This is a genomic window from Actinoplanes lutulentus, from assembly GCF_003259845.1.
GTDB classification, from domain to species: domain Bacteria; phylum Actinomycetota; class Actinomycetes; order Mycobacteriales; family Micromonosporaceae; genus Actinoplanes; species Actinoplanes lutulentus.
This window is the reverse complement of sequence record NZ_QLMJ01000003.1, coordinates 139795-163130: the sequence shown is the minus strand read 5'-3', so window position 1 is coordinate 163130 and position 23336 is coordinate 139795. Positions and strand designations below refer to the sequence as shown.

Genomic DNA, 23336 nt, shown 5'->3' with positions numbered 1-23336 from the left:
CAACATTCGACAGCTATCGTAACGACCGATATCGCTGTCACCGGGGGTGCTCGCGACACGACTCGCGGTGTGTCGTCGGTGGCTCCGTACCCGGAAGGAGCTCCATGAAGCACCCTGCCCCACGAGGGCGGTTCAAGCGCCTGTCCAGTATTGGTGCTGCGGCAGTCCTGCTCAGCTTCCTGGCCGTGGCGCCCGCCCAGGCCGCGGCGGCCGACATTCCGGCGGTCGACGAGATCCGCAGCAGTTCCAACCTCAAGCAGATCGCCAACATCCCGAAAGCCGCTCCGTTCGCGGCCGAGAACTCCCTCAACTCGGACTGGGCGTTCCAGGGCAAATACGCGTACGGCGGTAACTACAACGGGTTCACCGTCTACGACATCAGCAACCCGCGGAAGCCGTCGGTCGCCGCCGTCGTGGTCTGTCCCGGCGCGCAGAACGACATCTCGATCTGGGGAGACCTGCTCTTCCTCGCCACCGACGCGCAGCGCTCCGACGACTCCTGCGCGAGCACCTCGGTGCCCGGGACGTCGCCGGCTGAGACGCCGCGCTGGGAAGGCATCAAGGTCTTCGACATCAGCAACCCGAAGAGCCCGCAGTACGTCGCGGCGGTGAAGACGGACTGCGGTTCGCACACCCAGACGATCGTGCCGGGCAAGGGCCGCGACAAGTCGGTCTACCTGTACGTGTCGTCCTACAACCTGTCCGGTGCCAGCGTGCCCAACTGCGCGCTGCCGCACGACAAGATCTCGATCGTCAAGGTTCCGCTGAAGAACCCGACCGCGGCGGCTGTCGTCGCCACGCCGGTGCTCTTCCCGGACGGCGGTTACCCCGGTGACGCCGACGGTTACCCGACCACGGGCTGCCACGACATCACGGCGTACCCGGAGAAGGACATCGCGGCCGGTGCTTGCATGGGTGACGGCGCGATCTTCGACATCTCGAACCCGGTGGCGCCGAAGGTGCTCACCACGGTCCGGGACACCGAGAACTTCGCGTTCTGGCACTCGGCCACGTTCAACAACGACGGCACCAAGGTCGTCTTCACCGACGAGCTCGGCGGCGGCGGCCAGGCCACCTGTAACCCGGAGATCGGCCCGAACCGTGGCGCCGACGCGATCTACCACCTCAAGGGCAAGGGCAAGAAGGTCAAGCTCGAGTTCCAGAGCTACTTCAAGATCCCGCGGGAGAACTCGGCCCTGGAGAACTGCGTCGCCCACAACGGCTCGCTGATCCCGGTCAAGGGCAAGGACATCATGGTCCAGGCCTGGTACCAGGGTGGCATCTCGATCTGGGACTTCACCGACTCGAAGAAGCCCAAGGAGATCGCGTACTGGGAGCGGGGCCCGCTCAGCGCCGACCGGTTCATCGTCGGTGGCTCGTGGTCCGCGTACTGGTACAACGGCTTCATCTACTCCAACGACATCCAGAAGGGTCTGGACGTCCTGGAGGTGAGCGACCGCCGGATCGACAAGGCCGAGCGTGAGCGCACCTGGCAGTTCAACGCGCAGACCCAGGACAACTACCGTCGCTGGTGATGTGTCGTAGCTAGACCGGAGGGATCGTCCGTGAGGGCGGTCCCTCCGGCTTTTCTGGCCTTCTTCCGCTCGTACATGAGCGCGTCCGCCTCGCGGAGCAGGCCGTCGCCCTCGCCCGGTGTTCCGGTCGCGACACCGACGCTGGCGCCCACGCTCAGCCACTGGCCGGCGACCATCATCGGCTCGGCCACCACCGCGGCGATCTGCTCGGCCAGGTTGGTGGCCTCCGCCTCGGCGGTGCCGGGCAGCAGCACCGCGAACTCGTCGCCACCCAGCCGCGCGGCCAGCTCGCCGGCGCCGAGCATGCCGGTGAGCCGCTCCGCGACCGTCTGGAGCACGACGTCGCCGGCGTGGTGCCCATGCAGGTCGTTGACCTGTTTGAAGCCGTCCAGGTCGATCAGCAGCATGCTGACCGTGACGGCCGCCGACTCCTGGAGCCGGCGGTGCAGCAGCACCCGGTTCGCCAGCCCGGTGAGCGCGTCGTGGCTGGCCTGCCGCCGCAGCTCGTCGTGCAGCGCCCGGGTCTCGGTGGCGTCGCGGGCGTTGAGCACCACCCCGCCGACGCTGGGGTTGTTGCGCAGGTCGGTGCTGACCACGTCGAGCCACCGGTGCGTGCCGTCCGCGTGCCGCCACCGGAGCTGCGTCGTGACGCCGTGGCCGGGGCGCGCGGCGAGCTGCTCGGAGAGCTCGTTCACGGCGGAGAGATCATCCGGATGCGTACGGTCGTAAAGGTTCGTCTCCAGAAGCTGCTCCGGCGTGAGGCCGAGCACGCGCTCAGCGGCCGGACTGGCATAGTCGATCTTCCCGAGCGGGTCGACCACCAGCGTCAGGTCGGACGTGTTCTGCACCAGGGCCCGGAACCGCTCACGCTGCTCGTCGAGCTCGCCGAGCAACCGCTCGTTGTCCCGGAACGCCACCAGCTGCCGGCCCAGCACCAGCGCGGTGATCACCACGACGCCGATCGCGACGCCCCAGAGCCGGCTGTCGATCGTCTTCTCCCGCAGCGACCAGACCAGCAGGAGCTGGGTCGCGACGACCGCGAGATACGGCAACCGGCTCGACCGCGGCCCGAGAGGTCCGGGCAGCCGTGGCGCCAGCAGCCCGGCCTGTAGCTGTTGCAGGCGCAGCGCCGCGGTGGTGAGTACGCACGGCAGCAGCTGCACCACTGTCATCAGCCCGAGGCCGGGGTCGCCGACGAGCCCGGTGGTGATCGGGGCGGCCAGCGCGGTGCCGGCCACGCCGAGCGCCGCCGCCGACCCGGACACCCGGGTGAACGGCGCCGTCCCGCTCAGGATCAGCTTGAGCACCCCGAACGCGATCAGCAGCATCACCACCGCGGTGGCCGAGGCGGCCCAGCGGTCCGAGTCGTGTCGTCCGCCGATCTCCTCGGCGAGCAGGAAGTACCAGAGGAAGACCGCGACGCCGGTCAGCACGGTGGCCGTGTCGAACCAGAGCCGCAGGCGCTGCCGCCCGGCGCCGCCCAGCGGGTGCCGCAGCGTGGCCACGACCACGGTGGCCATGCCGGCGACCACGAACGTCGTCTGCACCAGGCTGATCCGGGTGGTTCCGGGGTTCGCGAGAACCATCAGGCACTGGTACGTGTCACCGATCGCGCAGGACGCGCAGGCGATCATCACGACCTGCCAGAACCGCCGTCCGGCCGCGGGCATCTCCGGATGCCGGGCCAGCCGCCACGCGATGTACGCCATCAGCACGTCGAGCGCCGCCTGGATGACCCAGGGCATGGTGGTGCCGCCCGGCCCGGCCAGGAACCACGGGGCGAGCAGCAGACCGGTCGTCAGGAGCGCCAGCAGAACCGGGTCTCTGACCGCGGCGCGCATCTGCATGATCGCTCCTGTCCGGGTGCCCCGGATGGCTTCCGGTCGATCTCCACCATCGGCGGGACAAGCGCGAAACTGAGTGATCCTTTCCGCGCAGGATCTATCCGATTCACGTAGCCGGAACGGGTGACCGTCCGGCGCGCCAAGATCGGACTCTAGGGAGCAAATCGGTACTTTCATCCCATGGCCACGACACACCGCAGCGTTCTGCTCCGGTCGTTGCCTGTTCTGCTGGCGCTCGTTCTGGCCTTCTTCACCGCACCGGCCTCTGCCGTGCGGCGCCCGAGCGCAAACAGCATCTCCGCCTCCTCCACGGCGGTGCAAACGGCCTCCGCCGACGCGTGTGACGCTCCCGCGCGTACCCAGGAAGATCCGGCGTCCGCGCCGGTTCGCCTCTGCTCGACCACCGCGTTCGAGCGCGTTCTGCGCGCTCAGACCGTCGCCGGCGCGGCCGGCTCGCGGGCGCCGCCCGCTTCTCTCGCCTGACCCTTTTCGGGCAGCGTGCTGCGCTGCCGGGGGTCGACGCATGCCAGGAGAGAGCGGGAAACGCGAGACGAGCGGACGGAACCGAACCATGAACATCGTTGCTGAGATGCTGACCCAACCGGCCCCGATGGCGATCTGGGCAGCGCTGATGCTGCTCACGCTGCCGGCCCTGGTGGTGCTGGCCAGCCCGCATAACGTGCGCAACCCGGGGCGCGCCCTGATCGACACGGTGGGCTTCCTGCGCCGCCGCGCCGAGAAGCGCGACGAGCTGCGCCAGCGGCGCCTCGACGAGGCGGTCCAGGCGGTGCGTTACGCCGAGGAGATCCAGGTCGCGGCTGATCAGGCCGGGTACGCGTCGCAGCGCTGGCAGGGACACTGGGAGTCGGCCGACGCGGCGGTGGACGCGGCCTGGGAGGCCTGGCAGGCCTCGGACGCGCGCTGGGCCAGGGGACGGGCCACAGCGGCCTTCGGCACGCCTTACACGGCCAGGACCACCCATGAGTACGCGTACCGCGAGCGCTTCCTGCACCGTGCCGTTCAGGAGGCCGCCGGCCGTGGCGAGCTGCCCGCCGAGGCGGTCGCCGACGCGCTGAGCGGGCGTAACGGCTGGGATGCCCGCCTGCACCCGGCCGAGCAGGAGCTGGTGGTGCAGCGGGTCAGCGCCGAGTACCTGGCCAAGGTGTACGAGCGGGCCGTGGCCGACGAGCGCGCGGCCTGGCACGACGCCCTGGACGCCTGCCGCAACCGGGACAGCCTGATCCGCGAGGCAGCCGTCGCCCAGGCCCGGGCCGCAGCGGTCGAGCACCTGATCCCGGCGCCGCGCGTCACCACCCGCGAGGCCTTCCGCCCCGCCTTCGCGTGAGCGGGCGCTGACCGATTGTCATCATCGGCTGCCGGAGGTTCCGGCCAGATGTGACGATGCCACGGCGCCTCACGGGGAGACGCCGTGGCATTCCTCAAGTCGCACATCGCGAAAGTCGATCTAGCTGTTCAGGACTTCCATCGGTGCGCGCCTATCGGTAGGCTCTCACGAGTTGATATCGAATTCGCCGTCCTTGGCGGAGTCCACGAAAGCGGTCCACTCCGCTAACGTGAACATGAGAGCCGGGCCCGCCTGGTCCTTGCTGTCACGGACGGCGATTTCCTTGTCGAGGAATGCGACCTCGACACAGTTGCTGCCACCGCTGCCGTTACTGCGACTGCCTTTTTTCCAGACGGCACCGTCGAGTTGGTGCGCGAGCATACTCGAGCACCTCCCTTCGATATGAGATTTCTTCGGGAGCGCTACGCGACGAGCAGACTCTCGATCATCTTTATCGTAGTCCGATGATCGAGCGACTTAGCGCTCATTCGCTCGAACTCCTGTCGGTACCGGGCAACCTCGTCTGGTTGCTCTTCGTAATAGTCTCCCGCAATGCCTTCAAGGTAGACAACATCCAAATGGGTGGTCTCGCGGAACTCCAAAAGCGCTGCTGAGCCGCCTAGGAACGGATGTTCCCCGGCGCTGAACGGCAGGATCTGCAGCATTACATTCGGTAATCTAGCTGTATCGATCAGATGTTGCAGCTGCTCTGCCATGACGTCCTCGCCGCCGATGACCCGGCGCACCACGGATTCGTCGATGACGGCGGAGAGTTCCAGCGGGCGTTCGCCGCCGAGCCGGCTCTGCCGGGTCATGCGCAGCGCGACGCGCCGGTCGATCTGCTGAGCCGTGTCGGATGAACGACCGGTCCTGATCAGTGCCCGCATGTACGACTCGGTCTGCAGCAGACCCGGGACGATGATCGGTTCCCAGGCGCGCATCGACGAGGCGGCAGCCTCCAGCCCGACGAAGTTGCCGGGGCGCAGGATGTCCCGGTAATCGGTCCACCAGGTGCGCTCGCGTGAGAGCCGGGCGAGCTCCACCAGCGCCTCGCGATATCCCTGGTCGCGCACGTTGTAAAGGGTCAGCAGGTCCCGCACGTCGCGCGGCGTCACCGCCACCCGTGCGGTCTCGATCCGGGTGACCTTGGCGGCGTGCCATTCGAAGTGCCGGGACACGTCCTGTTGCGTCAGGCCGGCTGCTTCCCGGCATCTTTTGAGCTCCGCGCCCAGTCGGCGGCGTCGCAGCGTCGGACCCTCTATATCGGACACCTGGACTCCCTACCGTCCTGATGAAGTCGATATTACGGTCGGTTCCTCGTGGTCGAACAACCCATTCAAGATCACACTTCCTCATGATCGCGAATATGCATGATCCAATTAGGAGTGTGACACCGCAGGGCCTGAATAAGAAGTCTAGTACTTCTTGTATTGACCTTGATGTTGGGTACATGATGCTGCGGACATCGAGTTCTGTCTTCTTTCCTACACATAGAGAAATGATCATTGGAACTGGCGTCTAAGGGGCGTGGCGCAAGTGTTGGCTGACCAGTACTACCTGATCGCACACGAGGACCGCACCGGGCGATCCCGGCTTCATCCCCGTGCGACCGGCCTCGGATTGGCCGCCGCGCTGCTCTCGGAGTTAGTGCTCGAAGGCCGCATCGGCGTGGCCGACGGCGAACTGTTCATCGTTGATCGTCACCCGCCGCGTGACGCGCTGACCCACGATGTTCTGGACCTTCTCAGTGCCCAGTCGCAGCACACCGACGTGCGGACCTGGCTGGCATTCCTGTCCCAGGACGCGGGCCTGCGGGTGGCCGAGCGACTGATGCGTGTGGGCGCCGTCGAGATGGTGACCCGCCGCCGCATGCTGGGCTCGACACAGACCCTCTACATGCCCAACACCGCGCGGCAGCGCAACGCCGCCGCCTGGGCCTCCACCCGGATCGCGAACATTCTGGTTCGCGGGATGGACCTCAACATCGCCGACCGGATGCTCGTCGGACTGGTGGTGGCGACCGGCCTGACCCGGCACGTCATGTACGGATTCGAGAACTACCCGCACATCTACCATGCCCTGCCCGCCATGATCTCCTCGCTGCCCAACGATCTGCGTGAGATCGTCGAGTGCACCGAGCAGTCGGTGGGCACCGCGCTCGCGGTGGGCCGCCGGTGAGCCCGGCCGGCCGCCACCAGCGCCGGCGCAACAACGTTGATCAGTGGGCCGGCACGATGCTGATGGACCTGCAGAGGAACACCGGCACCGGCCCCGACATCGTGAGTCAGGCGCTGGCCAGCAACCGGCTCGGCGTTTCGTCGGTGGTCTTCTTCGGCGTTGCCGGTGCGGCGCCGCTCACCGTGATCATCGGGGCCATCTCGACGATCTACGCGGTGGTCGGCAACACGGCGGTGCCGCTGGTCTACCTCGTTGTCGCGGGCATTCTCTCGATCTTCACGGTCGGGTTCGTCGCGATGAGCCGGCACATCGTCAACTCGGGCGCCTTCTACTCGTACATCAGTCATGGTTTGGGTCGTGAGCTCGGTGTCTCGGCGGCTTTCGTCGCGCTGGTCTCCTATTCGCTCATGCAGATCGGGCTCTTCGGGCTCTTCGGGGTGGTGGCCTCGGCGGTCCTGGAAGCGGTCGGTCTGCAAGCGTCCTGGCTCGCCTGTGCGCTGGTCGCCTGGGCACTGATCGCGGTGCTCGGCATGCTCTGGGTCGACCTCAGTGGCAAGGTGCTCGGCGTGCTGCTGATCGCCGAGATCGCGGTCGTGGTGATCTACGACCTGGTGATGGTCGGCAACCCGGCGGAGGGCTCGGTCAGCTTCGCCTCGCTGGCGCCGTCACAGCTGCTCAGCCCCGAGGTCGTCGCGATGATGATGCTGGCGATCGGCGGGTTCACCGGGTTCGAGGCGACCGTCGTGCTCTCCGAGGAGGCGAAGGACCCGAAACGCACCATCGCCCGGGCCACCCACCTCTGCGTGATCCTGGCGGGCATCCTCTGCTCGGTGTCGGCCTGGGCCATGTCGGTCGCGGCCGGCCCGACCCAGATCGTGGCGGACGCCCGGCGCGAGGAGACGAACCTGGTCTTCAGCCTGGTCGCGCCACATGTGCCGTCGACGCTGATCAGCATCGGTTACCTGCTCTTCATGACGAGTATCTTCGCCGCCCTGCTCGCCTTCCACGCCGCTGTCTCGCGCTACCAGTACGCACTGGGCCGTGAGCGGGTGCTGCCGAGTCGCTGGGGTTATGCGCATCCGCGTACCGGCGCGCCGGTGGTCGGCTCGATCACGCAGAGCGCGCTGGCTCTCGTGGTGCTGCTGGCGTACGGGGCTCTCAAGATCGATCCGCTGGTTCACCTGTTCGCGTGGCTGACCGTCATCGGCGGCCTCGGCATCCTGATCCTGATGTGGGCCGCTTCGGCAGCCGTGATCGCGTTCTTCGTCCAGCACTCCCGCGGCGAGAACATCTGGCGTGGCCGGATCGCACCGATCGTCGCGTTCTTCCTGCTCAGCATCATCCTGCTGGCGACCGTGATCGGTCTCGGCGATCTGCTGCAGGTGGAGTCCGGCTCGGTCTTCCACTGGGTGTTCCAGGTGGGGTACCTGATCTGCGCGAGCATCGGATTCATCTGGGCGCTGATCATGCGGCGCACCAGGCCGGACGTGTACGCGGGAATCGGCCGGGGTGCCGACGGCCGCAACGTCATCGATTACTCGGCGCTGGCTCGTCCGCACTCGCACTCGCAGACGAACTCGCAGAACCCGCATGAATACCGCGATCAACAACTTCCGTCGATCAAGTAGGGAAGATCCATGACGTACGCCATTCAGGAACTCGTGATCCGGCACGTGTCGCCGTTCGACACCGAAGAGATCACCAATCTTGTGGCCGACGCGATGTGGGACGGCCCGGTGGCCCGCTGGATGCAGCCGGACATGCTGGTACGCCGGAACAACACGTCCCGGTACTTCGAGATCTTCGTGGAGCACGCCCTGCGGCACGGCGAGGTCTACAGCACCGCTGACGCCGACGACGGCCGGATGAGCGGGGTCGCGCTCTGGTTCCCGCTCACCGCGATGATCCCGCCGCCGGTGGATTACGAGCGCCGGCTCAAGGAGGCCTCGGACACCGCGTTCGACCGCGCCCAGCAACTCGACGCCGTACTCGACGAGAACCACCCGCTCGAGCCGCATCACTACCTGGCGTTCCTCGCGGTGCGTCCGGGCGAGCAGAACCGCGGCATCGGCAGCGCCCTGCTCGACCGGCACCACGCCCGGCTGGACCGGGCCGGGCTTCCGGCCTATCTCGAGGCGAACGATCCGCGAAACCGCGACCTCTACCTCCGGCACGGATACCAGGTCCGGTCCGTGATCGAGCTACCCGACGGACCTCCGCTGTGGTGCATGTGGAGGGCGCCGATGGCCTGATCTCAATCCTGTGAGCAATTTTCAACCTGGCATCGGGCCTGAAGCCGCCGGGCCGTTGTTCGGCGCCGGCAAGCGAGGCCCTTGCCACGTTGAAAAAGGCTCATCACGCAGCCGCTGGGAACTCGTAGATCCAGAATGACTGCTGGTCCATGCACGAGGCTTCCAACGTGCCACCGGAGAGCCGGCGCAACATCAACCGGATCACCTTGGACATGTTGCGTTCGTCATCGTTGTAGGAACAGAAGTCGAGTGCGATGATCCCGTTCCGATCCGTGGCAGTGCGGTACATGGCTTCGACCAGTTCCGCGAATGCCCGGGTGGATCGGGCGTCCTCAGCGACCGCTACGAAACCGCAGTACCAGATCTTGTTCTGCGCGTAGAGGTCGGGCCAGCGGCGTTCGAAGTACTCGGGTGCGATCAGTGGCATCGCATACAGATCATTTGTGTACGTGGACACTCCGCAGAGTTTGCCGCCGTCGTCCAGGCAGAGGTACTTGTCGACTCGGGGATCGCACATCACCTGGTCGAACTCCGCCCGGTACATCAGGTGGCGCTGGACCGCGAGGGCACGAACGTCTTTGAAAGCGCCCTCGTACAGGTCCCATGCGGCGTCGTTCATCTCGTCGGTGATCTGGTCGATGACTTTGACAAGCATGGCAGCTCCCCCGCGGGACCGTGCCGAGCGGTCCCGCTTTCTCGTACTCAAGTCGATCGATAACAGGTGACCACAGAGTACGAACTGCAATAGGGCCACGACAATGCGTAATCCTCAAAATCATGTGCCAATCCAGTTTGGAGGGATGCCTTTCGTTAAACGATCATGCAACTTGCGTAGTTGCAGGTGGTCGCAGAGATCAACCCGTCCGAGCCCTTGCTGGCAATTCACGATGGAGCCGCTGGAATCGGTTTTTAAAGAAGTTCAGTATTTCGTGGATCAGCCTTTCTGCGGAATGCACCGAGTACTAGCCTCCGCGTTATGAGCACCGTGTGCTCGCCCAGGGTGCGCCCTTCGACGGCGCGGCGGGTCGCCTTGCGACTGGTTGTCGCGGGCCATCCCGGCGAGGTGCGCATCCCCCTCTCGTCCTCGGGTGGCCCGCCTCCATGCGTTCATTGACATAGTTTGACGTCCATACTTAGTCTGCCGTGATCAGAGTGGGAGCGCTCCCGATCTCCCGCACCCGCCCGTCCCCGGCAGGAGCGTCATGTCGCGCTTACTCGGCAGACTCGGAGGCCTCGGCCTCGCGTTCGCCTTGATCACCGGCTCGATCCTCACCCCGCCCGGCCCTGTCCAGGCCGGCGCGCCATCCGCCCGCACCTCGGCCCAGGCCGCTCGCACGCCGGCCCAGGCGGTGGCTGCTATGCAGCCCGGATGGAACCTCGGCAATACGTTCGATTCCACCGGCGACGACGAGACGTCATGGGGCAACCCGCGGGTGACCCCGCAGCTGCTCGACGGCATCCGGGCGCAGGGCTACAAGAGCATCCGGATCCCGGTCACGTGGGTCCAGCACCAGGGACCCGCCCCGGATTACACGATCGATGCGGCGTACCTCGCCCGGGTGAAGGAGGTCATCGGCTGGGCCATCGACGACGGCTTCTACGTGATGCTCGACATCCACCACGACTCCTGGCAGTGGATCAACGGGATGGCGTCGGATCATGACGCCGTGCTGGCCCGGTTCAACGCGATCTGGACCCAGGTGGCCTCGACCTTCCGGGATGCCCCGTCGAAGCTGGTGCTGGAGAGTGTCAACGAGCCACAGTTCGCCGGTGGTGACCCGGCGGCTCTGCTCGCCGAGTTGAACGCGAACTTCCACCGGATCGTGCGCGCCTCGGGTGGCGGCAACACCGACCGGCTGCTGGTGCTGCCCACCCTGCACACCTCGGCCGACCAGGTGCATTTGGACAACCTGGCTTCGGAGATGGCCGCGCTGGACGATCCGAACCTGATCGCCACGGTCCACTACTACGGATACTGGCCGTTCAGCGTGAACGTCGCCGGCGGATACCGCTTCGACGCGACCGCTCAGCAGGACCTGCTCGACACGTTCACCCGGGTGCACACCACGTTCGTCGCCCGCGGCATCCCGGTGATCATCGGTGAGTACGGCCTGCTCGGCTTCGATCGGCACACCGGCACGATCGAACAGGGCGAGAAGCTGAAGTTCTTCGAACTCTTCGGCCACCAGGCCCGCGCCCGCGGCGTCACCACGATGCTGTGGGACAACGGCCAGCACTTCGACCGTACCCAAATGGTCTGGAATGATCTTGAACTTTTCGCCCAGATCCGCTCCAGCTGGCAGACCCGATCCGGCACCGCCGCAAGCGACCTGGTTTTCGTGCGCCGAGCGACGCCGGTCCTCTCGCAGACGATCAAGCTGAACCTGAACGGCACCGGCTTCACCCAGATCCGCCTCGGCAACAGCACCCTGCGACGCGGACCCGACTACCAGATCTCCGGCGATCAACTCACCCTCACTGCCGCGTTGCTCACGCGACTGACCAGGACCCAGGGGTACGGGGTGAAGGCCTCGCTGTCACTGCGCTTCTCCCGTGGAGTGCCGTGGCGCCTCGACGTGGTCTCCTTCGACAGGCCGTCGGCCTCGGGTGTCGTCGGGGTCAGCGGTGATTTCGCGGTGCCGGTCACCTTCAGCGGCGACAGGCTGGCCACGATGACGGCGGTCTACGCGGACGGGTCGAACGCGGGGCCGCACGGTTGGACCGCTTACAAGGAGTTCGACAGGGCGTTCGCCCCGGACTACTCGGCCGGCACGATCAGGCTGACGCCGGACTTCTTCGCCGAGGTCCGCGAGGGCGAGCCGGTGACGTTGACGTTCCACTTCTGGAGCGGCGAGACGGTCGGTTACACGGTGACCCGCGTGGGCGCCGAGGTGACCGGAACCCCCGCGGCCTGAACACGAGCAGAAGCCCACGGTGCGCCCTGGTCCCGGGTGGACGGGGGCGCACGGTGTGCTCTGGTTTCGGGGTGGACGGGGGCGCACCGTGGGCTCCGGTCTCGGGTGGGCCGGGGGCCACCGTGTGCTCTGGTTCTGGGCGGATAGGGGCCCAGCTTGCGCTTGTGGTCGCGTGAGGGCGGCAAACGCGACCGTTGGCGCGAGCCGGGCCGCAGGTTATCGGTGATGGCGTGATGAGGACGCACGCAAGCCGTCTGTGGGCTCCTGGCTCGGCTATGGCGTTGATGAACGCACACGGAACGGTTGTGTGGGACCGCATCCACGCTGCCCGCGCCGGCCTGTCGGGTCACGGCGTGTTCTGGTGCCGCAGGTCCCGTTGCCGAGAGGCGCGAGCCGTAGTTCAGCCATGTCATGGGACCGCGATGACGTGTCTGAGCTACGGCTCGCGCCTCTCGGCCGTCCTCCAGGCACGTTATGAGGGTCCGATTCCGTGGCTGAACGACGGCTCGCTCACCCGTCGGGTTCGTCGGCGGCTGGGTCGGTGCGCGACGGTTCTTGCGCCAGGGGCCGGCCGCGATTTTCGGAGGCCGGCGGGCCTTGGTCTCGGGTGGGTGGGGGCACTCCGTGGGCTCTGGTCTCGGGTGGGTGGGGGCACTCCGTGGGCCCTCGTCCGCCCGGCTGGGTCAGTCGAAGTGGAGTGTTGTGGCGATTATGTGTGGGGTGTTGAACTGGAGGAAGACGTCGTGGTTGCCCGGGATTCGGGGGATTTCGGCGGACACTTCGGTCGGTTCGTCACGCTTTTCCGACACCGGGATCGGGAGGGTTGCCAGCACCGGGCCGGCCAGTGGGTCGTCCAGCCGGATCGTGATCAGCGCCGTCGAGGGCGAGTCCGCCGCTGCCGGCGCGACTGCGACTGCGGCTGCGACTGCGGCCTGCACTCGGACTTGGCTCCGGCCCTGGCCGAAGTCCACGTTGGTGAAGACTGCCCAGGCGTCGGGTGTCACGCTTTGTAAGCCTTCGCCCGGGACTGGGGTTGTTCCCGCGTACCCATCGTTGTCGATCAAGCGCAAGGTGGGGCAGCGGGGTGGGATGTGTTCGCCGCGGACGCGGAGCGTCGCGGTCTGGCGCCAGTCGGTGCTGGAGCGGCCCACGGCGATGGTGACCGTCGCGTTTTCGATCACCCAGCGGGAGCGGGTGACGTCCCAGAAGGCCAGGCTGTCCGCGGGCAGGGCGAACGTCACCGTGGTGCGTTCGCCGGGGGAGAGGTGGATCCGGCGGAAGTCGCGGAGCTGGCGCAACGGCTGTTTGACCCGGGAGCGCTGCTGGCGGGTGTAGAGCTGGACCACCTCAGAACCCGCGCGCGAGCCGGTGTTGATCACGTCGACGGTCGCCGTCACCGTGCCGGACGGGTCCACCGAGGACTCGTCAAGCGCCAGGTTCTCGTATGCGAACGTCGTGTACCCGAGTCCGTGGCCGAAAGGGAACAGTGGGACGCCACGGAAGTACAGGTAGGTGGCGTCGGACGCGATGATGTCGTAATCGAGCAGGTCCGGCAGTTCGCCGTCGTCGGCGTACCAGGTCTGGGTCAGCCGGCCGGTGGGTTCGGCGCGGCCGAACAGGACGTCGGCGAGGGCGGCGCCGTGTTCCTGGCCGCCGTGCGCGGACCAGAGCACGGCCGGGAGGTTGTCCCGGGCCCAGCCGATCGCGTACGGATAACTGCTGGTCAGCACCAGCACGGTTCGCGGGTTGGCGGCCCGCACGGCACGCATCAGGTCGTCCTGGGTGCCGGGGAGGTCCAGGTCGCGCCGGTCCGCGGTCTCCCGGCCGGCCACCAGGGGATGGTTGCCGAGAGCCAGCAGCACCACGTCCGCCGAGGCCGCCACCTCAGCGGCCGCGGCCACCCCGTCCACCAGCACATCCACGGTGAAAACGGTGCCTTCGTCAGCGGAGAAACCGATCAGGCCGTCTTCGCCGGCCTTCAGGAATCGGTCACTCTGGGCGTGCCTCAGGACAACACCATGGGGTACGGAATTAAGGCGGAACGTTTCGCGGACCTCCCAGCCGTTCGGGCCGGGGCGGTCGGTGACGAGGTGGTCGTCGTCGGCGCCGATGAAGAGGCCGGTCGACACGGACCGCAGCGAGATGGTCTCCTCGCCCCAGTCGAGGACGTCGAACAGGGCTTCATTCGGGACCACTTCGGCGTCGTTCGGGCGTACCCGCAAATGGTCGGACGCCCAGAGCAAGCCGGACGCGGAGCGTAAGGCGACGCGGTCCACGCCTTCGGCGAAAAGGGTGGCGCCGGAGGCGGCGCGCAATGTCTTCCGGTAGGGAGGCGTGCCGCTGTACCAGTCGTCGAAGACCTGGTCACCGAGCGGACCGATCACCGCGATCCGGTCCGCGGAATCCGGATCGAGGGGCAGGATCCCGTCGTTGGTGAGCAGTACGGCCGAGGCGCTGGCGGCTTCGTGGGCAAGCTCCCGGTGCTCGGCGCAGTCGATCACTTCGGGGCCGATGTGCCGGTACGGATCCTCGATCGGGTTGAACTCGCCGAGCCGCACCCGGATCGAAAGGATGTGGGAGACGGCGGCGTCGATGTGCGACTCGGTGATCAGGCCACGCTCGTGTGCGGCAGTGAAGTTGGCCAGCGTCGCCGGAAGGTCCTCGGTCACGCAGTCGATGCCGGCGCGCAGAGCCGCCGCGAAACCTTCCACGTGATCGTCGTACCAATGCTGGTCGCCGGCGAGATTGTGCACCGCCCAGGCGTCACCGACGACCATGATGTCCTCTTCGGACCATGATCGAAGGGTGTCCTCGATCAGCGGGCTGAGGTGCGCGGGAAGGCCGTTGACCAGGTTGTACGACGCCATCACGGCGACCGCCGCGCCGTCGGCGAGAGCGGGCCGGAACGCGGGCAGCTCGTATTCGTGCAGCACTCGCGGCGGCATGTTGCTCGACGTAAGGCAGCGGTCGGTCTCGTTGTTGTAGGCGAGGAAGTGCTTCAGCGTCGGCGCGGTCCGCAGCCACAGTGGATGGTCGCCGCGAAGACCCCGTGAGTACGCGGTGCTGAGTGTTCCGGTGAGCCACGGGTCCTCGGCGTACCCCTCCTCGTTGCGGCCCCAGCGCGGGTCGCGGAGCAGGTTGACCACCGGGGCCCAGACGTTGAGGCCGACGTTCTGCGGGTCGCGGTGGTGCATTGCGCGTACCTCGCTGCCGACCGCCTCGCCGACGCGGCGCAGCAGCTCCGGGTTCCAGCTGCTGGCGAGCCCGATCGCCTGGGGGAACGCGGTGGCGACGCCGAGCCAGGCGACGCCGTGCAGCGCTTCGGTGCCGGTACGGAAGGCGTCGACGCCGAGCCGGGGTACCGCGGCCTGGTGCTGGTTGAGCAGGCCGATCTTCTCGGTGAGGCTCAGCCGGCTCAGGAGATCCAGGACCCGGGCGGCGACCTTATGGTGCGGGTCCCGAAAAACAGGGGATTCGGTCACGACGCGTTCCTTCGAAGGCCGAGGGGATGGGCCGGCATGTCGAAGCGCTTCGACAACCGAGCGCGCGAGTGGGTTTCGCAGATGTTTCGGTCGGGGTTCCCTGAGGCTCGCATCCCCGGTCCGCCCGGGTCAAGGAGTTGCAGTCATCGATCTGATCTGCGCCGAGACGGTAATCGGCATCGATCTGATCTGCGTCTAGGCAGTAATCGGCATCGATCTGCCGCTGTCCACCCGCTCCAGGTGGGAGATCGCGCCGCCCAGCGCGGCGGCGTGCAGGCCCAGCTCGGACGCGACCAACTCGGCTCCGCCCGGGGCGAGCAGATGGCCGGCCAGCTCGGGGTTGGCCGCGGGGATGATCCACTCGGCCAGCGCCGCGTAGTGGTCGCCGAGAACGATCACCGACGGGTCCGTGAGGTTGGACAGGATCGCCAGGCCCTGCCCGAGGTGACGGCCGGTGTCCCGGAGCGCGGTGAGTACGGCGGCGTCCCCGGCGCGGGCCTGGACGATGACCTGTTCGACGGCGGGACTCAGGTCGGTCAGCGAATCCGGGTCGAATCCGGGCAGGGCGCGGCGGACCAGCGGCTCGATGCCGGCCAGGTCGTGAAGGGTGGGAGAGCCGGCCGGGCCGAGTGCGAAGCGGCCGATCTGCCCGGTGAAGCCGCGGGCGCCGTGCAGGAGTTTTCCGTCGACGATGAGGCCCGCTTCGATGCCGGCGGTGCCGGTCACGAAGATCATGTTTTCGGCTCTTCGTTCGGCTATGGCTGCCAGTCCGGCCTGGTTCGCTGCGGTCACCACGAGTCCGGGCTGGCGCAGGGATGACGCCACCAGCCCTCGAAGGTCCACGTCGGACCAGCCGAGGGCGGGGGAGAGGCGTACCGTGCCGTCCTCGTCGACCAGGCCGGGGACCGCGAGGGTCAGGCCCAGGACGGTGCGGCCCTGCTGGCGTACCCGGGTCGCGGTTCGCTGAGCGAGAGCGATGATCTCGCCGGTGGCGCGTCCGCCCTCCGCGGCGAGCGCGCGATGCCAGAGCAGGACCTGCTCGCCGGCGAAGTCCACGGCGAGCGCGGTGAGGCGGTCGGCCGCGACCTGCAGGCCGATCGCCGCGTACGCGGAACCGTCCAGCGCCACCGCGGTTCCCGGCCGCCCGATGCGGTTGCCGCTCGACCCGGTCTCACGCAGGAGCCGATGGTCGATGAGATCGCTGGTCAGGCTGGAGACGGTCGCCTTGTTGAGCCCGGTGGACGCGGCGATGGCAGCGCGCGAGCTCGGCCCGTTGGTCCGCAGATGACGCAGGACCACGGCGAGGTTCGTGGCCCGGACGTCAGTGAAGCCCATGGTCCTCAAGTCAAGCTCCGCTCTCAGCCGTCTTCACGGTCATCTAACCACCCCGCCGTGGGCGCGCTCCCAGTTCGTTCTTGTCGCCTGCACCACACGTCAGTTAGCTTGTCTTCGATGTACTTAGTTTAGACGCTAACCAAACTTAAGCCATTTCGGAAGGTAGGTGCGCCGTGGGCGCGTCGACGAACAGGCGGAATTTTCTAGGGCTGATCGGCCTCGGCGCGGCCTCCGTGGCCGGCGGCGGGCTTCTCACCGGATGCAGCAAGGAACCGGGCACCACCGGCTCGGCGACCACAGCCGAGCAGGCGGCCGGCGTGGTGCCGACGTTCAAGGACTCCACGCTCGTTCCGCCGGACATCAAGGGCATCCGGCCGGTTGCCGACGGGTACGCGAAATACCCGACCACCCTGGCCGACGCGGTCAGCGAGAAGGCGATCACCAGCGGGCAGCCGATCTCGGCCACCACGCCGTGGTGGGGTCCGGCCCCGCCGACCGACAACAAGCTGGTCGGCGCGGTGAATGCCGATCTGGGCGGCACGATCAACTTCAGCATCCAGGACGGCGTCACGTACGGCGACAAGCTGAACACGATGCTCGGCGCCCGGGACGTACCCGACCTGACCTGCATCCCGGGCTGGGAGATCAACAAGCTGGCCCGGTTCAACGACGCGGTCCACGTGCTTTTCGAGGACCTGACGCCGTACCTGGCCGGGGACAAGATCAGTGCGTACCCGCTGCTGGCCGGTCTGGACACCAAGGCGTGGTCGGACTCGGTGTGGGGCGGCAAGCTGATGGGCGTCCCGTTCCCGTCGGACAATCCGTTCCCGTCGCTGCTCTTCTACCGCAAGGACGTCGCCGACCAGCGCGGTGTCGCGGCGCCGACGACCCTCGACGAGGTCTACGACTTCGGCAAGAAGATGACGAACCCGGACAAGGGTGAGTGGGCGTTCGGTGATCTCTTCCAGGAGGTGCTGCAGATCTGCGGCAATACCGGCTCGCAGAACGGCTGGGCCAAGGGCGCCGACGGCAAGGTCTACCACCGGTACGAGACCGAGAACTACAAGCGGGCCGTCGAGTTCATGACCCGGCTGTACGCCGAGAAGCTGATCCACCCGGACATCGCCAGCAGCAAGGGCGGTGACGTGAAGACGCTCTTCAAGGGCGGCAAGATCTTCATGTTCTGGGACGGCGGCGGCGCCTGGAAAGAGGTCTGGCGCCCGGCGATCCAGACCAACCCGAAGTTCGACATGCAGGCGATCAAGGTGTTCGGCGCGGACGCGAGCACGCCGCCGGTGCGCTGGGGCGGTACCCCGTCGATCATGTGGACGTTCATCAAGAAGGGGCTGGGGCAGGAGCGTACCCAGGAACTTCTGCGGGTCCTCAACTACGTCGCGGCGCCTTTCGGCACCAAGGAGTGGGAGCTGCAGAACTACGGCGTCGAGGGCACCCACTTCAAGCGCGACGCGAGCGGCGCCCCGGTCACCAATGACCTGTACGTCAAGGAGTTCGCCAACCAGTTCATCTTCCTCGGCGGACGCCCGCCGGTGATCGTCGGTGGACCGGACATCCCGACGTACGCCGAAGCCTTCGTCGGCTGGGGCAACGACGCCACGAAGTACCTGGAGAAGAACCCGTGGGAAGGCATCAAGGTCGAGGTGCCCACCGAGCAGGCAGCGATCGAGCAGCCCACCCAGGACAAGGTCACTGACATCATGCGGGGCCGTCGCCCGATCTCCGACTTCGAGAAGGTGGTCACCGAGTGGCGCAACGGCGGCGGTGACAAGGCCCGCGACTTCTACGCCAAGGTTCTGGCAGACAACGGCCGATGAGCGCCATCCCATCGGTTTTCAAGAAGGCAGTGGTGGTCCCGCGGCAGCGGCTCTCGTTCGGAGCCCGGCTGCGGCGGGACTGGCCGCTCCTTCTCATGTGCCTGCCGGCGACGGCGTTGCTGCTGGTCTTCCACTACATCCCGGCGCTCGGCAACGTCATCGCGTTCCAGGACTACAACCCGTACGTCGGTGACAACCCGTTCGAAGCATTCCTCTACAGCGAGTGGATCGGGTTCGGGAACTTCGAGTACCTCTTCAAGAACCCGGCGTTCTGGGACGCCGTCGTGAACACGCTGTCGATCACGGCGTTCCAGCTGGTCTTCTACTTCCCGATCCCGATCGCCCTGGCGATCCTGCTCAACAGCATCATGTCGCCACGCGTACGCGCTCTGGTGCAGGGCGTCGTGTACCTGCCGCACTTCTTCAGCTGGGTGCTGGTGGTCTCGCTGTTCCAGATGATGCTCGGCGGCGCGGGCCTGATCGTGCAGACCGCGTCCGAGGCCGGCTTCGCGATGCCGAACTTCATGACCGACCCGGACACGTTCCTTTTCCTGATCACCGCGCAGGCGCTCTGGAAGGACGCCGGCTGGGGAATGATCGTCTTCCTGGCGGCGCTCGCGGCGATCGACACCAACCTGTACGAGGCAGCGGCGGCCGACGGCGCCGGTCGCTGGCGCCGGCTCTGGCACATCACGCTGCCAGGGCTGCGCCCGGTCATCGTGCTGCTGCTCATCCTGCGTCTGGGCGACGCGCTCAACGTCGGGTTCGAGCAGTTCGTCCTGCAACGCGAGGCGGTCGGCCGAGACGCCGCCGAGGTGCTCGACACGTACGTCTACTACCAGGGCATCGCTGTCCAGCAGTGGGGCGTCGGCGCGGCCGCGGGCCTGTTCAAGGCCGTGATCGGGCTGCTGCTCATCGTGGGCGCCAACAAGGTGGCCCACAAGTTCGGCGAGCAAGGGATCTATTCGAAGTCATGAGTGTCAGAGAAGTCTGGGAGGAGAAGCCCAGCGCACTGGGCCGTTTCGGCAAGGGCACCGTGCTGTCCGTGGTGTTGCTGGCCGTGCTGGTGCCGCTCTGGGTAGTGCTGGTCACCAGCCTTTCGTCGGAGACGACCATCAACGAAGCGGGCGGGTACGTCTTCCTGCCGCGCGAGTTCGACCCGTCCGCTTATATCGTGATTTTCACCGGTGGGCAGATCACTGACGCGATCCTGGTCAGCACGGTGGTCGCGCTGGCAGGGACGGTGTTGAGCCTGGTGGTGACGGTGCTGGCGGCTTACGGTTTGTCGCGGCCGGGGTCGCTGGCACACAAGCCCCTGTTGTTCTATTTCTTGCTGACATTCCTGATTTATCCGGGCATGATTCCGAGCTATCTGGTGGTCACCGGGCTCGGGCTGAAGGACAACCTGCTGGCGTTGATCCTGCCTACCGCGATCAGTGCGTTCAACCTGGTGGTGCTCCGGGCGTTCTTCATGGGCATCCCGGGCGAGCTGCTGGACAGCGCCCGGATCGACGGCGCCGGGGAGCTGCGGATTCTGCTCCGGATCGTGCTGCCGCTGTCCAAAGCGGTCACCGCGGTGGTCGGGTTGTTCTACGCGGTGGGTTATTGGAACGCGTTCTTCAACGCTGTTCTGTACATCGACCGCAATGATCTGCAGCCGGTGCAGCGGGTTCTGCAGCAGTTCATCCTGGCCGGGCAGACGCCGTCGTCGTCGGGCACAGCGGTTTACGTGCCGGGCCTCGGCTCAGCGATCCCGCCGACGCTGGCAATCAAAATGGCTGTCGTGGTGGTGACAATCGTGCCGGCGCTGCTGGTCTACCCGTTCGTCCAGCGCCACTTCACCAAGGGCGTGATCATCGGAGCAGTCAAAGGCTGAGGGACGACTAACCGCAGTGCCGCCGGAAAGAAGCCCCTCATGCCGATCTTGAGCCTTTGTGCACACCCGGTGGTGAACAGAGGCTCAAGATCGGTCGGGCACGACAGGCGGAGCGGAAAAAAGCCGTGAAATTACGAGCGCAGGTGCCGCTGCGAGTGGAATTCCGAGCCATATGTCCACTTTGGGCGTTGGTGACAGTGCGGTAGCGGCGTGTGCCCCCGGAAACTTGTGAGTTTGTGGTGGAGGCAGCGGCGCAACCTCACAAGATCGCGTAGCCCCAGCCTTTGCAGCATGCGGTGGTCCCCGTATGCCCCGAAATGGCGAACCTGAGGTGTCGGCGCGGCGGCTCTCGTGGCGAGGCATCCTCACGGATCTTGTGCGGTACGGCCATCCGATCGACCACAAACTCACGAGTTCCCGGGAGGCCGCCGCTGTCGCGTGTCGATTTCGGGTGGTCCGGGCGCCCTCTGGTGACCTGCTGCCACCGCAAAGGTGGGGTCAGAGCACCCGCAAGCCTCCAAGATCGGGTAGGCAGCAGCGGCGCTTCAGGGCACAGGGTCTAGGGCACCCGCCACCACAAGCGCGAAAGGTGCCGGCCTCATCCGACGCGGAAAGTTGTGGTCAAGGGGATGTCGGCCCGCAGATGGAGTGTCACCGGCCGCCGTTCCGCAACCGTCAACTCCACCCTGCGGTCGACTTCCGATCTCAGCACCACCGTCACCACCCCCAGCCCCCACGACAAATCGACACCAATCGGCCCCCGTGCCACCAGACCTCGCACGCTCCCCGACGGCCACTCCGCCGGAAGCGCCGGCAGGACGCGCACCCGGGCAACCCCGTCCACCCCGGCATCACCGCTCTGCAGCAGCATCGCCACCACCAGCCCCGGCAACCCACCCGCCAGGTCCACATTGAACATATGGTCCCGGTTGTGCGTCGGCACGAGGTTGGGGCGCCAATACGACGAAACGATCCGCCGCAACGCCGCATACGCCTCCTCGGCCAGCCCCAGATGCGCGGCGGCCGCGCCGACCAGTGCCAGCCCGTACCCCATCTCGTCGGACTCCGTCCCCAGCCACCACCGCAACCGCGCCCGCACAGCCCGCACCGCGGCGGCCCGCAGGGCGGGGTCGGAAAAGGCCGGATCGCCGGCATACCAGAACGGGAAGAAATGGCTGCAATGCCGATGCTCGTGACGATCATCGAAACTCGGATCGAGCCACTCCGCCAACTCGCCGTCAGCGTTGATCCGATAGGGCGGCAGCGCGTCCAGCAACTCCCGCCAGCGCGGCGAGTCGTCGAACCGGACCAGCGTGCGCAGCAGGTCACCCAGCACCTGCATGTCCATCGTCGCGTCGAAGCAGGCCTGCGACTCGGCCCCGGCCGGATGGTTCTCCGGCGAATATGACGGGCTGAAACGCGCCCGCCCGTCAACGATCCGCACGAAACTGGAGTAGAACGAAGCCACCTCGCGCAGGAACGGCAGCGCCCGATTCTGCAAGAACGACGCCGACCCGGTGAACTGCCAGTGATCCACATACAGCCGGGCCAGCCACGCCGCCCCCGCGGTCCAGAACGTCAGGCACCAGATCGGCCCGAAGTGGTTGTGCCGGCCATGGGTGCCGAGATGCGCCGGCACCGCAATGCCCGGCATGCCGTATAAATCCGACGCATTCGCCCGGAAGTCGTCCATCAACGAGTCGAGAAGGTCGAACAGTGGTGGCATCAGCTCCGGCGTACCCGTCGAGTGCACCGCCAGCAGCGCCGCCTGCAGATTGCCGTCAACCGTCCAGCCGCTGCGCCACGGCGGCGAATAGCTCCCGCTCCACACCCCTTGCAGCGTCGGCGGCCGCGTCCCGGTGCTGCTGATGATCGCGTAACGCCCGGCGTCGAAAAGCCGCTCCACCACGTCGCCGCCCAGGTCGAGCCGCGTCCGCTCGAAGAGATCACCGTGCACCGCCGCATGCTTGCGCAGCAGGCCGTCGAAGTCGCCGCGAGGGAGCTCCGCCACGGCTGCCGACGGCGACCGCAAGCCAGGCGCGACCCGGGCCACGATCAAGACCCCTTCTTGGGTACGCGTAAAGCGCACCGCAACAGTCCACCCCTCAAGAGCAGCCCACGTGACCCCGGGGAATCGTCCGGTAAGAACCAGCCCGTCATCCACCGAAGAGACCAGGGCATCGATCGGCCGCTCCGGTTCACCGTCGGCCAACCTGACGGAAACCGTGCCACCGCTGCCCACCACCCGGATCACCACGACATCGTCGGGCCGGGAGACGAACGCGTCGCAGACCACCCCGCCCCACGACTGCCGGACCACACCCGTGGCGAAGTCGGTGCCCCGGACATAGTCGTCACTACGGTCGACGTCCGGTGTGAAAACCAGAGTCCCGGCGGGGATCAGCGGGTCTTGCCAGCGCGTTTCCGCGTACCCAGGCTGGCTGGAAACGGCGAGGTCGCAGACCGCCTGGGCCGCGTCGGTGAAGCGTGACGTGGCGATGAGCTCGCGCAATCGCGGCAGAGCCGCGGCGGTCGGTGGCGCCGGGAGCGGTTCGGTGACCGGCTGGAAGAGGCCCTCGTGGGCGAGGGTGAAGCGCAGCGCGGCGGGGGATCCGTAACAGAGCGCGCCTTGCCTGCCGTTGCCGGTGATCAGCGCGTGCTCCCAGTCCTCGGTGCTTGCCGAGTCATGGAACGACGGATTGACATGGATCTGCACTCCTCATACTTTGTTTAGACATCAAA

At 66.9% G+C, this 23336-nt stretch carries 17 protein-coding genes; 10 read left to right on the top strand and 7 right to left on the bottom strand.

Features of this window, described 5'->3' with window-relative positions; all coding sequences use genetic code 11:
* Nucleotides 1–104 precede the first annotated feature (104 nt).
* Nucleotides 105–1535: an LVIVD repeat-containing protein gene (locus B0I29_RS07670; protein WP_111648195.1), complete on the top strand. Its 1431-nt coding sequence runs from the start codon at nucleotides 105–107 to the stop codon at nucleotides 1533–1535.
* On the opposite strand, the gene B0I29_RS07665 is transcribed toward B0I29_RS07670, so the two are convergent.
* Nucleotides 1520–3382: a sensor domain-containing diguanylate cyclase gene (locus tag B0I29_RS07665; protein ID WP_146616739.1), complete on the bottom strand. Its 1863-nt coding sequence runs from the start codon at nucleotides 3380–3382 to the stop codon at nucleotides 1520–1522. The two genes, B0I29_RS07670 and B0I29_RS07665, sit on opposite strands and share 16 nt — an antisense overlap.
* Before the next feature lie 177 nt (nucleotides 3383–3559).
* Here B0I29_RS07665 and B0I29_RS45140 point away from each other — a divergent pair, with 177 nt between their 5' ends.
* Both B0I29_RS45140 and B0I29_RS07660 read left to right on the top strand, forming a co-directional pair.
* Nucleotides 3560–3862, top strand: coding sequence for a hypothetical protein (locus B0I29_RS45140; protein ID WP_146616738.1), 303 nt, complete (start codon nucleotides 3560–3562; stop codon nucleotides 3860–3862).
* Nucleotides 3863–3950: 88 nt separating this feature from the next.
* On the top strand, nucleotides 3951–4724 hold the full coding sequence (locus B0I29_RS07660; RefSeq protein WP_146616737.1) for a hypothetical protein: 774 nt from the start codon (nucleotides 3951–3953) through the stop codon (nucleotides 4722–4724).
* 165 nt (nucleotides 4725–4889) lie between these two features.
* Here B0I29_RS07660 and B0I29_RS07655 read toward each other — a convergent pair whose 3' ends face one another.
* On the bottom strand, nucleotides 4890–5105 hold the full coding sequence (locus B0I29_RS07655) for a DUF397 domain-containing protein (RefSeq protein ID WP_111648192.1): 216 nt from the start codon (nucleotides 5103–5105) through the stop codon (nucleotides 4890–4892).
* Between the two features lie 41 nt (nucleotides 5106–5146).
* Complete coding sequence (locus tag B0I29_RS07650; RefSeq protein WP_111648191.1) at nucleotides 5147–5995, bottom strand: helix-turn-helix domain-containing protein; 849 nt, start codon at nucleotides 5993–5995, stop codon at nucleotides 5147–5149.
* 256 nt (nucleotides 5996–6251) lie between these two features.
* Between B0I29_RS07650 and B0I29_RS07645 the strand changes: the two genes are divergently transcribed.
* The 3 genes from B0I29_RS07645 to B0I29_RS07635 are packed head-to-tail and all read left to right on the top strand — an operon-like array spanning nucleotide 6252 to nucleotide 9154.
* The gene (locus B0I29_RS07645) at nucleotides 6252–6902 is read left to right on the top strand and encodes a GOLPH3/VPS74 family protein (protein ID WP_111648190.1); all 651 of its coding nucleotides are present in this window, start codon (nucleotides 6252–6254) and stop codon (nucleotides 6900–6902) included.
* On the top strand, nucleotides 6899–8530 hold the full coding sequence (locus B0I29_RS07640; RefSeq protein WP_311733611.1) for an APC family permease: 1632 nt from the start codon (nucleotides 6899–6901) through the stop codon (nucleotides 8528–8530). Before B0I29_RS07645 ends, B0I29_RS07640 begins: the two co-directional genes overlap by 4 nt.
* A 9-nt stretch (nucleotides 8531–8539) precedes the next feature.
* Nucleotides 8540–9154, top strand: coding sequence for a GNAT family N-acetyltransferase (locus B0I29_RS07635; RefSeq protein WP_111648189.1), 615 nt, complete (start codon nucleotides 8540–8542; stop codon nucleotides 9152–9154).
* Between the two features lie 103 nt (nucleotides 9155–9257).
* On the opposite strand, the gene B0I29_RS07630 is transcribed toward B0I29_RS07635, so the two are convergent.
* Nucleotides 9258–9809, bottom strand: coding sequence for a hypothetical protein (locus tag B0I29_RS07630; RefSeq protein WP_111648188.1), 552 nt, complete (start codon nucleotides 9807–9809; stop codon nucleotides 9258–9260).
* A gap of 547 nt (nucleotides 9810–10356) precedes the next feature.
* Between B0I29_RS07630 and B0I29_RS07625 the strand changes: the two genes are divergently transcribed.
* The gene (locus tag B0I29_RS07625) at nucleotides 10357–12069 is read left to right on the top strand and encodes a cellulase family glycosylhydrolase (protein ID WP_111648187.1); all 1713 of its coding nucleotides are present in this window, start codon (nucleotides 10357–10359) and stop codon (nucleotides 12067–12069) included.
* Between the two features lie 683 nt (nucleotides 12070–12752).
* Here the strand turns inward: B0I29_RS07625 and B0I29_RS07620 are convergent.
* Nucleotides 12753–15551, bottom strand: coding sequence for a glycoside hydrolase family 3 protein (locus tag B0I29_RS07620; RefSeq protein WP_111648186.1), 2799 nt, complete (start codon nucleotides 15549–15551; stop codon nucleotides 12753–12755).
* Nucleotides 15552–15746: 195 nt separating this feature from the next.
* Nucleotides 15747–16886, bottom strand: coding sequence for an ROK family transcriptional regulator (locus B0I29_RS07615; RefSeq protein WP_111648185.1), 1140 nt, complete (start codon nucleotides 16884–16886; stop codon nucleotides 15747–15749).
* Between the two features lie 173 nt (nucleotides 16887–17059).
* On the opposite strand from B0I29_RS07615, the gene B0I29_RS07610 reads away from it, so the two are divergent.
* Genes B0I29_RS07610 through B0I29_RS07600 form a run of 3 tightly spaced genes read left to right on the top strand, consistent with a single transcriptional unit; the run spans nucleotide 17060 to nucleotide 20594 of the window.
* Complete coding sequence (locus B0I29_RS07610; RefSeq protein ID WP_181557730.1) at nucleotides 17060–18718, top strand: extracellular solute-binding protein; 1659 nt, start codon at nucleotides 17060–17062, stop codon at nucleotides 18716–18718.
* Nucleotides 18715–19695, top strand: coding sequence for an ABC transporter permease (locus B0I29_RS07605; protein ID WP_111648183.1), 981 nt, complete (start codon nucleotides 18715–18717; stop codon nucleotides 19693–19695). The genes B0I29_RS07610 and B0I29_RS07605 overlap by 4 nt, the downstream gene beginning before the upstream one ends.
* Nucleotides 19692–20594 carry a carbohydrate ABC transporter permease gene (locus B0I29_RS07600; protein ID WP_111648182.1) on the top strand — a complete coding sequence of 301 codons (903 nt, stop codon included), beginning with the start codon at nucleotides 19692–19694 and terminating at the stop codon, nucleotides 20592–20594. The genes B0I29_RS07605 and B0I29_RS07600 overlap by 4 nt, the downstream gene beginning before the upstream one ends.
* A gap of 598 nt (nucleotides 20595–21192) precedes the next feature.
* Here the strand turns inward: B0I29_RS07600 and B0I29_RS47390 are convergent.
* Nucleotides 21193–23310 carry a glycosyl hydrolase family 95 catalytic domain-containing protein gene (locus B0I29_RS47390; protein ID WP_111648181.1) on the bottom strand — a complete coding sequence of 706 codons (2118 nt, stop codon included), beginning with the start codon at nucleotides 23308–23310 and terminating at the stop codon, nucleotides 21193–21195.
* Between the last annotated feature and the right edge of the window lie 26 nt (nucleotides 23311–23336).

Bases quoted from the DNA above. Each gene is read 5' to 3' on its own strand.
- B0I29_RS07670 (WP_111648195.1), top strand. From the start codon at position 105: ATGAAGCACCCTGCCCCACGAGGGCGGTTCAAGCGCCTGTCCAGTATT.
- B0I29_RS07665 (WP_146616739.1), bottom strand. From the start codon at position 3,382: ATGCAGATGCGCGCCGCGGTCAGAGACCCGGTTCTGCTGGCGCTCCTG.
- B0I29_RS45140 (WP_146616738.1), top strand. From the start codon at position 3,560: ATGGCCACGACACACCGCAGCGTTCTGCTCCGGTCGTTGCCTGTTCTG.
- B0I29_RS07660 (WP_146616737.1), top strand. From the start codon at position 3,951: ATGAACATCGTTGCTGAGATGCTGACCCAACCGGCCCCGATGGCGATC.
- B0I29_RS07655 (WP_111648192.1), bottom strand. From the start codon at position 5,105: ATGCTCGCGCACCAACTCGACGGTGCCGTCTGGAAAAAAGGCAGTCGC.
- B0I29_RS07635 (WP_111648189.1), top strand. From the start codon at position 8,540: ATGACGTACGCCATTCAGGAACTCGTGATCCGGCACGTGTCGCCGTTC.
- B0I29_RS07630 (WP_111648188.1), bottom strand. From the start codon at position 9,809: ATGCTTGTCAAAGTCATCGACCAGATCACCGACGAGATGAACGACGCC.
- B0I29_RS07625 (WP_111648187.1), top strand. From the start codon at position 10,357: ATGTCGCGCTTACTCGGCAGACTCGGAGGCCTCGGCCTCGCGTTCGCC.
- B0I29_RS07615 (WP_111648185.1), bottom strand. From the start codon at position 16,886: ATGGGCTTCACTGACGTCCGGGCCACGAACCTCGCCGTGGTCCTGCGT.
- B0I29_RS07605 (WP_111648183.1), top strand. From the start codon at position 18,715: ATGAGCGCCATCCCATCGGTTTTCAAGAAGGCAGTGGTGGTCCCGCGG.
- B0I29_RS07600 (WP_111648182.1), top strand. From the start codon at position 19,692: ATGAGTGTCAGAGAAGTCTGGGAGGAGAAGCCCAGCGCACTGGGCCGT.